Annotated in this window: 8 protein-coding genes; 6 read left to right on the top strand and 2 right to left on the bottom strand. The window is 64.3% G+C overall.

Going from position 1 to position 11187, the window contains the following annotated elements:
- The first annotated feature begins 46 nt into the window (after positions 1 to 46).
- Positions 47 to 553, top strand: coding sequence for a vWA domain-containing protein (locus WH303_RS17290; protein WP_339519983.1), 507 nt, complete (start codon positions 47 to 49; stop codon positions 551 to 553).
- 575 nt (positions 554 to 1128) lie between these two features.
- Here the strand turns inward: WH303_RS17290 and WH303_RS17295 are convergent.
- Positions 1129 to 1263: a hypothetical protein gene (locus WH303_RS17295; RefSeq protein WP_339519985.1), complete on the bottom strand. Its 135-nt coding sequence runs from the start codon at positions 1261 to 1263 to the stop codon at positions 1129 to 1131.
- 210 nt (positions 1264 to 1473) lie between these two features.
- Between WH303_RS17295 and WH303_RS17300 the strand changes: the two genes are divergently transcribed.
- The 5 genes from WH303_RS17300 (at position 1474) to WH303_RS17320 (ending at position 10100) form a co-directional block, all read left to right on the top strand.
- The gene (locus tag WH303_RS17300) at positions 1474 to 1923 is read left to right on the top strand and encodes a DUF7919 family protein (protein ID WP_182343896.1); all 450 of its coding nucleotides are present in this window, start codon (positions 1474 to 1476) and stop codon (positions 1921 to 1923) included.
- Between the two features lie 340 nt (positions 1924 to 2263).
- Positions 2264 to 2599, top strand: coding sequence for a hypothetical protein (locus WH303_RS17305; protein ID WP_339519988.1), 336 nt, complete (start codon positions 2264 to 2266; stop codon positions 2597 to 2599).
- A 369-nt stretch (positions 2600 to 2968) separates the two neighbouring features.
- A complete protein-coding gene (locus tag WH303_RS17310; RefSeq protein ID WP_339519989.1) occupies positions 2969 to 5116 on the top strand; it encodes a TonB-dependent receptor family protein in 2148 nt (715 codons plus the stop codon).
- 91 nt (positions 5117 to 5207) lie between these two features.
- On the top strand, positions 5208 to 7385 hold the full coding sequence (locus tag WH303_RS17315) for a TonB-dependent siderophore receptor (protein WP_339519991.1): 2178 nt from the start codon (positions 5208 to 5210) through the stop codon (positions 7383 to 7385).
- A gap of 42 nt (positions 7386 to 7427) precedes the next feature.
- Complete coding sequence (locus WH303_RS17320; RefSeq protein WP_339519993.1) at positions 7428 to 10100, top strand: sulfite reductase flavoprotein subunit alpha; 2673 nt, start codon at positions 7428 to 7430, stop codon at positions 10098 to 10100.
- Between the two features lie 141 nt (positions 10101 to 10241).
- On the opposite strand, the gene WH303_RS17325 is transcribed toward WH303_RS17320, so the two are convergent.
- On the bottom strand, positions 10242 to 11187 hold a 946-nt coding region (locus WH303_RS17325), incomplete at its 5' end, for a TonB-dependent siderophore receptor (RefSeq protein ID WP_339519995.1).

The following is an 11187-nucleotide window of genomic DNA, read 5'->3' on the forward strand; positions in this document are numbered from 1 at the left end:
GCGCATTGACTGGCCCCGCAGCCTGGCCGCCAAAGGCCAAGCCAAGTTGGCGCGCCCGCACCTGCGCTTTCGCAAGCAGCCCGCCGGCGCGCAGCTGATGCACTGCGTGCTGCTCGATACCTCTGCCTCCATGCTGCGCGGCCAGCAGCTCGCCCGCGCCAAGGGCTACCTCCAGGCCTTGGCTGACCAGGCCTACCGCCAGCGCGACAAGCTCTGCGTGCTGGGCTTTAGCGGCGACAGCGCCTATGTGATCCAGGCAGGGGCCAAGGCCCAGGCCTGGAACGAGGGCTGGATCCGGCCCATTGGCGGCGGCGGCGGCAGCCCGCTGGCCAGCGCCATCGCCTTGCTCGAGCGCCTGCTGCAGCGCACCCGCCGCCAGGGCCCCGTGCATGCCTATGTCTGGCTGCTGACCGATGGCCGCTTTGCCCAGGTGCCCGAGCGCCCCAGTTGCGCCGAGCAGATCACCGTCGTGGGCTTTGACCGGGGTGGCCTGTCATTGCAGCTGAGCCAGCGCCTGGCGGCGCGCTGGCAAGCGGATTGGATACCGGCCTGAGCCAGTGCCTTGCGCCTCCATAGCGGCTCGTTGAGCTTACAAATCCTCTTGGGATGCTCTGCAAAACCCTCGCCAAGCGGGATGGGCGCGGATCGGGATGAGCCGCAAGGCGTCTTTTGCAGTCAATAGCCGTAGCTATTGACAAGGAAGACAACGCAGCGGATCGCCCGAGACCGCGTTCAGACCACGGCAGGGAGTTTTGCAGAGGGTCCCTTGCTGCATACAAATGGAGAACCGACGCTCACCCTGCTGTCGGTTCTTCGTGCGTGTCGGTCCTCCGTGAGTTTTGAATTTTTCTCAATGAAGTTTGAACTCGGAGCGCTCTGAGCGCACCCAGAGGGCGTGACGGGGCGACTTTCAGCCTGTCGCGGCCCCTGTGATTGCAGCGAGGCTGCTGTTGCGCTTGGTCAATTTGAAGCTAGGATGGCTGCTGTCGGTCAATAACAGTCCGTCTCGGCAGATGAAAGCAGACGCTCCACGTCTCAGCTGAGCGGGCGAAATGCCAGGCCACCATGCCCAAGGCTTGATAGCAGCCCCCTTACGCATTAGGTGGGATGCATTGTTGCAGGCCTACATCAAAAGAGATTTATAAAGCTAAGAATCGCCGACCAGGCCAGCTCAAGCAAAGCCCACGCGGAAAACAATCCGTTCATCACAAGAAAAAGCGCGCCAACGACAATCGCTAAAGCGATGAGTTGCACAACTTTCATGCGATGAAGTCTCCCGAAAAAGCCAATTTTTCATTATGCATAGCTGTCTCCTACCGATAAGGCTTATCGTGTAGCGTGGGTTATACACTGTCCCCTCTGGGTCGGCCTGCGACGGTCGCGGATCGGCCAGAAGCGGAAGTTCAACTGAGATTTTCTAGCTTCGGATATGCTCGCTTGCAAATTGGCCAAACCGACTGTTGGAGTTTTTGCATGAGCAGAATTGATGATTTGGAACCATGCACATATTTGCCGTTGCCGTCTGAGAAATTGGTCGCTGTCGGGTGGCTTGATTTGAGTTCGGACATCGAGCATGGACATGTGAGTCGCGAGTTTCTTGAACGCTTGAAATCGCTGTGCAAAGAACCTTGGCAACCCGTCGTGGCTGCTGGTAGGCATGCTTGCAGCCTATGCCAGTACGACGCTCCCGAATTTTCTGACAACGTCTTCGTTCCATACCAAGGCAAGATTTACGTGGCTCCTGTGGCTATTGTTCATTACATCTCAACGCACTGGTATGTTCCGCCGGAAGTATTCATTTCTGCAGTCAATGCATGTCCAACGATGAATTCCATGGAATACAAAAGAGCTCTATTGGCAAATGGAGGGCGCAACCTTACGTCAAGGCGTCTTAGTGCGTGGGTAGATCAGCAGTTCAATTGAATGGCTGCTACGGGTCGCAAGCCGCCATCGGAACGAGCTCGGCAAGCTGGCCAGGTGGGTAGATCTTTACGCAAGCTGCCATCGACCAGTCCGTTCGCAGAGCACGCTTGGATTGGCCTGTAGGACCTTTGCAAGAGTGTGAGAATGACTGGATCAACTCTTATCACTGATTCTGCAAATGTCCTTGATCTACAAGGACAAGAATTTGCAAGATCAATGAGCTCCTAGAGCTGGATGGCGCCGACAACCGCCGAGTTGCCATTGACGCTGCAATACATCCCGCATTCGGTGCGCTGAACATCCCTCTCGCACCTCGTCTCCATCTAGCCAGGCCCATTGCATGCGACCCAACACCCACTTCCAGATCGAGGTTGAGCGCTGCGGCGTTGAGCCGATTCAGCTGGTCGCGCACGCCGCCTGCGAAGCCTCAGCCTTTGCCACCACGGAGGCCCATCTCAGACCTGGGAATGTGATCACCATCGCGTGCCTGGGTGAAGGCGTAGATTACGGAAACCTCATCATGGAGGTCTCCGCAGACGGCGATATCCACCTGGTTGCGCATGAGCATCGAGGCTTCCAAGTAAACGGGGTGTCGCTGGAGCACGCCTTGGCGGCATTGCGATTCTGGTTGCCGCTGCAGGAGCGAGATTCCCGTCTCGCATGGGAAGATCAGTAAAACCAATCCATGCTTCCGCCGGATCGCCTCTGGCGGCTGCTGAACTTAGCAGTGGGGCAAATAGCCGCAATGCGCTGCTAGCGACCATCAACGATGACGCCTGTTGCCACCCTGCCCCGCACCCTGCTACGAGTAGGGAGATGCTCCGCTTAGTTGCCCCAAAGCAACATACCGACATAGGCCACAAGTAGGTATTCACACTGGATCGCCGCTTTTTGGGCTGCAAGCGGCGCTGAATGTGTAGGACAAGCCCCGCTTTTAAATACAATTCGTTCTCATTCCTAACACCAATCCCCTGGCAAACCTCGCTGCGGCGCCCCTGACTGGCGCCGTTGTGCTGTGCCCGCCTCGTTTTTTGCTGCCTTTACCATGTCCGCATTCACCAGCACCTCGCGCAAGCCATCGGGCCCCCGTCCAGCCCTGAGCCAGATCACTGCAGCCGTCCTGATCAGCCTGGCCCCGGCCGCCAGCGCGCTGGCCCAAACGGCAGATGCTGCGGCTGCAGCGCCTGCCGATGACGAGCCGGTCGCAGAGAGCACCCTGGAGACCATCCAGGTCTCCGGCGATCTGCTGGGCAGCGGTCTGCAGAACCAGCTCAAGACCTTTGCGGGGGCACGCACCATCGTCGACAAGGACGTGATCGAGAACAGCGGTGCGTCGAGCATTGGCGATGTGATGCGCCGCATCCCCGGCGTGCAAAGCAGCGACAACTCCGGCACGGCAGGCAGCGCGGTGTCGCTCAATATCGGGGTGCGCGGTTTGACCGGCCGCTACTCGCCGCGCTCGACCGTGCTGCTCGATGGCGTGCCGCTGGCCGTGGCGCCCTACGGCCAGCCCCAGCTGTCGTTTGCGCCGGTGAGCCTGGCCAATATCGAATCCATCGATGTAGTGCGCAGCGGCGGCGCGGTGCGCTATGGCCCGCAAAACGTGGGCGGCATCATCAACTTCAACACCCGCGCCATCCCCACCAGCAAGGACATCACCGGCGATGTGACCATGCGCTACAACGGCTTTGGCAAGGGCGGCGAGAACAACACGCTCTACAGCACCTTCCTGGGCTCGCAACTGGACAACGGCCTGGGCTGGGCGCTGCTGTACTCGGGCATGACGGGCTCCGAATGGCGCAAGGACAGCGATGAGCGTTTGAACGATGTGGCGCTGAAGTTCCGCTACGCGCTGTCGGGCACCTCCGAGGTCTACGGCAAGCTGTCTTACTACGATGTGCGCTCCAACACGCCTGGCGGCCTGACGGTCGCCCAGTACAACGCCAACCCCTTCCAGAACACCCGCCCCACCGACATGTGGGACGGCGAGCGCAAGGGCCTGGACCTGGGCTATATCAACACCCTGTCGGACACGCAAGAGTTCGAGATCCGCGCCTACTACAACGACAGCTCGCGCTCCAGCCGCCTGATCAATGCCGCGCAGACCCAGATCAACTACCAGCCGCGCAACTACCAGACCCTGGGCATCGAGCCCCGCTACACCCAGCGTTTTGCGCTGGGCAGCAGCACGCATGATGTAACCGTGGGCTACCGCTTCATCCGCGAGCGCGGTGACGACAACAGCAGCCTGCTGAACCTGTCCACCAACGTGATGGGCGCCACCACCTCGTTCGACAACGCCACCGATGCCCATGCCGGCTACATCGATGACCGCATCGCCATCGGCGCCTGGCGCATCACCCCGGGCGTGCGCTTTGAGCACATCAAGTCCGAGCGCGATGACCGCAGCGGCGCGCAAAGCTTTGACACGCGCAACAACAAGTGGCTGCCCTCGGTCAGCGTGTCCTACCTGGTCAACCCGGCCCTCACGCTGTTTGCCAACTACACCACCTCGTTCGGCCCGGTGCAGAACATCCAGCTGAACTCGCAAACGGCGGCCAACCCACTGCGCCCCGAAGTGGCCAAGACCAAGGAGCTCGGCGCCCGCTGGCAAGACAAGCAGTGGCGCGCCGAGGCCACGGTGTTTGACCTGCGCTTTGACAACCAGATCCTGCAGACGCCCGGCGTCGTGCCCGTCACCTTTGCCAATATCGGCGCCACCAAGCACCAGGGCCTGGAGCTGGCGCTGGAGTACAGCTTTGACAAGGCCAGCGCATTGGCAGGCACCACGGTGTATGGCAACTACACCTACACCAAGGCGATCCAGAAATCGGGCACCACCGCCGGTCTCGATGTGCCTTTCTACTCCCGCAACACCGACACCGTCGGCGTGCGCTATGAGCGCGATGCCTGGGGCTTCAACCTGTCGAGCACGCACCAGAGCAAGCAGTACTCGGACCTGGCCAACACCGAGGCCGAATCGGCCAATGCCAATGTGGGCCGCATCCCCGGCTTTCGCCTGTGGAACGCCCAGGTCAGCTGGAAGGTGCCGCAGTACAAGGGCAGCGAAATCATGGTCGGCGTGAACAACATCGCCGACCACCGCTACTACACCCGCAATGTCGACGGCAACCCCGGCCGCATGGTCGGCGCGCCGCGCACCTTCTACGTCCAGGGCCGCTACGCGTTCTGATCCACCTATTACCCGCCTTCGTAACACAAGACCCGCAACACCTGATGCGGGTCTTTTTTGCCGATGGCTTCGCCTCATTTGTGACCCTCTGATGACCCCTTCTCGCACCACCGCCCGCTCCGCCCGCTCCACCGCCGTCCACCCGCTGACCTGCCTGAGCAGCATCGCGCTGGCGATTGCTGCCTGGCCCGCCGTTGCACAAACCGCGCCGGATACGGCCACCAGCGCCACCGCCGCCCCGGCCGCTGAGGCCGTGCTGCCCCAGGTCATCGTGCAAGAAAAAGCGCAGGAAGTGGGCTACCAGCCCAAGCGCGCCACCACCGCCACCCGCAGCGATGCGGCCCTGCGCGATGTGCCCCAGGCCATTGCCGTGGTGCCCGCCCAGGTGCTGCAGGACCAGCAGGTGCGTTCCATCGACGAGGCGCTCTACAACGTCAGCGGCATCACCCAGGCCAATACCTTGGGCGGCACGCAGGATGCGGTGATCAAGCGCGGCTTTGGCTTCAACCGCGATGGCTCCATCCTGCGCGATGGCATCCGCACCGTGCTGGCGCGCAACCTCACCTTCACGACCGAGCGGGTCGAAGTGCTCAAGGGCCCCAGCTCGGTGCTCTACGGCACCATGGACCCGGGCGGCGTGATCAACATGGTCACCAAAAAGCCCCAGCTCAGCTTTGCCGGCCAGGTGGGCGCCTCGCTGTCCAGCTACAGCGGCGGCGGTGCCTCGCTCGATCTGACCGGCCCCATCGGCGAGCAGGGCCTGGCCTACCGCTTTATTGCCGACACCAGCGATGTCGACTACTGGCGCAACTTTGGCAAGAACCGCCAGACCGTCATCGCCCCGTCGCTGGCCTGGTATGGGCGCGATACCTATGTGCGCATGTCCTACGAGCACACCGACTACGAGCAGCCCTTTGACCGGGGCACCGTCATCGACAGCCGCACCGGCCGGCCCGTGGCCATCGACCGCCGCGAGCGCCTGGACGAGGCCTACAACCGCACCCTGGGCGATTCGGACTTCATCACCGTGCAGGCCCAGCACAGCCTCAATAGCCAGTGGAAGCTCAACGCCGCCTACAGCTACAACCGCAACCGCTATGACGACTACCAGGCCCGGCCAGTGTCGCTCAACCCCACGACCGGCATCCTCACGCGCCGGCCCGATGGCACGCGCGGCGCATTGAGCCAGCAGCATGTCGGCCAGATCAACCTGGAAGGCAAGCTGCAGGCGGGTGGCATGACGCACGAGATCCTGGCCGGGTTCGACGCCGAAGACAGCAATATCTTCCGCCGCGACATCATCCGGGGCAGCAACAGCGGCGGCTTCAATGTCTACGACCCGGTCTACGGCAACCTGCCCAATGCCACCACGATCGACGAGGCGCAAAGCGCGCAGAGCGACAAGATCCGCCAGCAGGCGCTGTTTGCGCAGGATTCGATCCGCCTGTCGCCCCAGTGGCTGCTGCAGCTGGCCGGGCGCTGGCAGCACTACGACCAGATCGCGGGCAAGGGCCGGCCCTTTGTGGTGGGCAGCGAGGCGGATGGCAGCAAGTTTGTGCCACGCGCCGGCCTGGTCTGGCAGCCCAGTAGCGAATGGTCCATCTACGGCAGCTACAGCGAATCCTTCAAGCCGCAAAGCAGCATTGGCAGCGTCATCGGCACCCTGCCGCCCGAGACCGCCAAGGCCTGGGAGCTGGGCACCAAGTGGGAGTCGCCGGCCGGCATCACCGCCACCGCTGCGCTCTATGACATCCGCAAGCGCAATGTGGTGGTGAACGAGACCATCGACGGCCAAAGCTATGCCCGCGCCGTGGGCGGTGCCCGCTCGCGCGGCCTGGAGCTCGATGCCGCTGGCCGCCTGGGCAAGCAGTGGCAGCTGATTGGCACCTATGCCTACACCGATGCGGCCGTCACCAACGACCCGCAATACCAGGACAACCGCCTGGCCAATGTGGCCCGCCACACCGCCTCGCTCTTTGCCGCCTATGATTTTGCAGCCAGCAGCAGTGGCCGCTGGCGTGCCGGCGCCGGCCTGCGCCATGTGGGCCGCCGCGCGGGCGATGCTGCCAACAGCTTCAACAACGCCGGCTACACCGTGGCCGACAGCTTTGTGAGCTGGGAGCGCCCCTGGAGCGGCCGCATGGTCAAGCTGCAGCTCAACGTCAAGAACCTGTTCGACAAGAACTATGTGAGCTCCTCGGGCAGCCCCATCTATGTGTCGCTGGGCGAGCGCCGCCAGGCCGTGCTGCGCGCGGTTGTGGATTTCTAAACATCGGCCGAGTTAGACAAGCAACAGACAACAAAGACAAGCATGTGGAGTTTTAAAAATATCTGGTTCCAGATCCATTGGCTGATCGGCATCACTGCAGGCACGGTGCTGATCGTCATTGGCCTCACGGGCGCCACCTATTCCTTCCAGGACGAGGTGCTGGACTGGGCCAACCCGGGGACCGCCAGCGTGCCGGTGCAACAAACCCCGGCGCTGACGCCGCCCCAGTTGCTGGCCGCAGTGCGGGCCAGCGGTGAGCAGCGCCGCATCGACCGCATCACCTTGTATGCCGAGCCCGGGCGCAGCGCCCAGCTCGCCTTTGCGCCGGAGAAGGGTGAGCGCCGGGGCCAGAGCGTCTACCTCCACCCCTACACCGGCGCCCAGCTGCCGGCGCAAAGCGGCCGCGAGTTTTTTGAATGGAACGAGCGCCTGCACCGCTGGCTGCTGCTGCCGCGTGACGATGGCAAGCCGATAACGGGCAGCCTCTCGCTGTGCCTGCTGCTGCTGTCGCTCTCGGGCCTGTACCTGCGCTGGCCGGCCAAACCGCTGTCCTGGCGCAGCTGGCTCACCTTCAATGTGCGGCGCAAGGGCCGGCCGTTTTTGTGGGGCCTGCACTCGGTCGCCGGCACCTGGGTGCTGGTCGTCTATGTGATGCTGACCCTGACCGGCATGTACTGGGCCTTTGATGCGGTGCGTGCGCCGGTGGACCGCTGGATGGGCGCGCCCTCCCGCGCAGCCGCCCGCGCCGAGCAATCGGCCGCGCAAGAAGCCGCCCGCAAGGCGCCGCCGCTGCAGATCGAGCCCGCCACGCTGGAGCCCGCCTGGCAAGGCTTTACGCAGCTGGCCAGCGGCTGGCAGTTTGCGCAAATGCGCCTGCCCCAGCGCGCCGACCAGCCTGTGCAGTTCAGCTGGTGGGGCGCCGGCGCCCCGCATGACCGCGCGCGCAACCAGCTCAGCCTGAGCCTCGATGGCAGCGTGCAGCGCGACGACCGCTTTGCCGATCTGCCCGCCGGCCGCCGCGCACTGGCTGCCATCTACCCGCTGCACACCGGCACCTATTTTGGGCTGACGGGCCGCATCATCGTCACCGTAGCGGCGCTGATGATGCCACTGTTTGCGATTACCGGCTGGCTGCTCTACCTGGAGCGGCGCCGCAGCTCCCGCGCCGCCGCCAAGGCCCAGCGCGCACTGCTGGCGGGCGATGGCCCGCAGCCAAGCCCCGCCACCGGCGCCAACACGGGCGCCAGCATTGCCGTGGTCTACGCCAGCCAGGCCGGCCACGCCCAGCAGCTGGCGGTGCGCACCGTCGCGCGCCTGCGCAGCGCGGGCCTGGCCGCGCAGCTGCTGCCCGCCGCCAGCCTGGACATGGCCCAGCTGCAGCCGCATAGGCAGCTGCTCTGGGTGGCCAGCACCTTTGGCGAAGGCCAGCCACCTGACAGCGCCCGGCGCCTGGCGCGCCTGCTGCAGCAAACGCAAGGCACGCCGCTGGCCCACCAGCGCTTTGGCATGCTGGCGCTGGGTGACCGCCAGTACAGCCAGTTCTGCGGCTTTGGCCTGGCGCTGGCCGCGCAGCTCGAGCGCCTGGGGGCCCAGCCCGTGTTTGCCCCCATCACCATGGATGCGGAAGACGACGGCGCCTGGCAAGCCTGGCTGCAGGCCCTGGCTGCGCACTGGGGCGTGAACGCCGCCCCGGCCACTGCGGCAGACACTGCCGCTGCCAGCGTGGCCGATTCCGATGCGCCCGACGCCGTCTTTGCGCCCGCTCAGCTGCTCAGCCGCCACCACCTCAACCCCGGCAGCAGCGGCCAGCCGCTCTACCAGGTGGAGCTGGGCTTTGCGCCCGAGCAAGCGCTGCAGTGGCAGGCCGGTGGCCTGGTCGAGGTCAAGGCCCAACACGCGCCCGCCCAGGTCGATGCCTGGCTGCAGGCGCAGCAGCTCGAAGGCAGCGCCGCCGTGCAATGGCGCGGCAGCACCAGCAGCCTGCGCGATGCGCTGAGCGCCTCCGAGCTGCCCACGCTCTTGGCCCCGGCAGCCTCTGCCCAGGCCCTGGCCGACCAGCTCCATCCGCTCGCCCCGCGCAGCTACTCGCTGGCCTCGTTGCCGGCCGATGGCCGCATTCGCCTCTATGTGCGCCAAACCCTGCGCGAGCAGCCGGGCGCGGCCCCGCAGCTGGGCCTGGCCTCGGGCTGGCTCACCGCACATGCGGCACTGGGCAGCCGCATTGCGCTGCGCCTGGTCGACAACCCCGGCTTTGCGCCTTTGGCGGGCGATGCACGGCCCGCCATCTTTATGGGCAATGGCTCGGGCTATGCCGGCCTGCGCGGCCATCTGCGCCAGCGCATTGCCCAGGGCCAGTTCGACAACTGGCTGATCTTTGGCGAACGCCGCCGCGCGCACGACTCCTATGCCGAAGACGAGGTCTGCGTCTGGCAGGCCCATGGCCAGATCGCACGCGCCGACTATGCCTACTCGCGCGACGCCCGTGATGCCAGCACTCAGGCGCCCGGCCAAGGCCCGCACCGCTATGTGCAAGATGCTTTGCGCGCCGCCGCCGAGCCCCTCCAGGCCTGGCTGGCCCGGGGCGCCGTCATCTACGTCTGCGGCAGCTATGACGGCATGGCCACCGGCGTGGATGAGGCGCTGACCGAGCTGCTCGGCGAAGAAGGGCTGAATGCCTTGATCGACGAGGGCCGGTACCGGCGCGATGTGTACTGAAGCAGATGCCGCTGCAGCGCATGGGCTGAAGCAGCGATAAAAAAGGCGTGGCACCCTCGGGTCCACGCCTTTTGTCTTTGGGCTGGAGCTGCAGCAATCGGCAGCAGCAGCGCCATGCCCGCGCCGCTGCCCTCCTCCCTCTTACCAATTCACCCGCGCCGTCAACGTCACATTGCGCGCATCGCCATACAGGCACACGCCGGTGCAGGCCGACAGGTAGGTCTTGTTGGCCAGGTTCTTCACGTTCAGCGCAAACTGCCACTGCTGGTACTGGTAGCGCACAGCGGCATCCAGCAAGGTGTAGGTGGGCATGCGCATGCGGTCAATCTCTTGCCAGCCGACATGGCGCACACCGGCGCCCAGGCTCAGGCCCGGCAGCGCATCGACGCGGTAGTCCGTCCACAGCGATGCCATATTGCGTGGCACCGAGACCGGCGTGGTGCCCTGGTTGCCGGTGGTGCTGCGCGTCACCTTGGCATCGGTGGTCGACAGGGCCACCACCACATCCCATTGGCGCTTGATCTGGGCGCGGCCCTCCAGCTCCAGGCCGCGTGACCGCACCTCGCCCGTTTGCTGCAAAAAGCCCACATGGTCCGGGTCAGTGGTCAGCACGTTCTGCTGCTTGATCTCATAGGCCGCCAAGGTGATCGAGGCATCCATGCCCCGGGGCTCGTATTTCAGGCCAATCTCATGCTGCTTGCCGGTGGTGGGCTTGAAGGTTCGGCCACTGAAATCCATGCCCGACGAAGGCTGGAAGGAGCGGCTGTAGCTGTAGTACGGCGACAGGCCGTTGTCCATCAAATACATGAGCCCTACGCGCGGCGTGAAGGCATGCGAGTTCTCCACCACATCGTCCGAGATCAGGTCCGAGCGCGCCCGGTCATAGCGCCCACCCACCATCAGCACCCAGCGCTGGTCGTACTTGATCTGGTCCTGCACATAAACGCCCACCTGGCGCATGGCCTCCTTTGAATGGACCGGCGCATTCAAGCTGGGCTGCGCACCATAGACGGGGCGTGTCCGATATTTTGTGTAAACGGGACGGGCTTCAGTTGATGGAGATGCGGTCTCCGAACTGAATGGTAAA

The organism is Comamonas sp. MYb69 (assembly GCF_037479315.1).
Lineage (GTDB): Bacteria > Pseudomonadota > Gammaproteobacteria > Burkholderiales > Burkholderiaceae_C > Comamonas.

Coding starts and splice junctions, on each gene's coding strand:
- WH303_RS17295 (WP_339519985.1), bottom strand. CDS start 1,263: ATGAAAGTTGTGCAACTCATCGCTTTAGCGATTGTCGTTGGCGCGCTT.
- WH303_RS17300 (WP_182343896.1), top strand. CDS start 1,474: ATGAGCAGAATTGATGATTTGGAACCATGCACATATTTGCCGTTGCCG.
- WH303_RS17305 (WP_339519988.1), top strand. CDS start 2,264: ATGCGACCCAACACCCACTTCCAGATCGAGGTTGAGCGCTGCGGCGTT.
- WH303_RS17310 (WP_339519989.1), top strand. CDS start 2,969: ATGTCCGCATTCACCAGCACCTCGCGCAAGCCATCGGGCCCCCGTCCA.
- WH303_RS17315 (WP_339519991.1), top strand. CDS start 5,208: ATGACCCCTTCTCGCACCACCGCCCGCTCCGCCCGCTCCACCGCCGTC.
- WH303_RS17320 (WP_339519993.1), top strand. CDS start 7,428: ATGTGGAGTTTTAAAAATATCTGGTTCCAGATCCATTGGCTGATCGGC.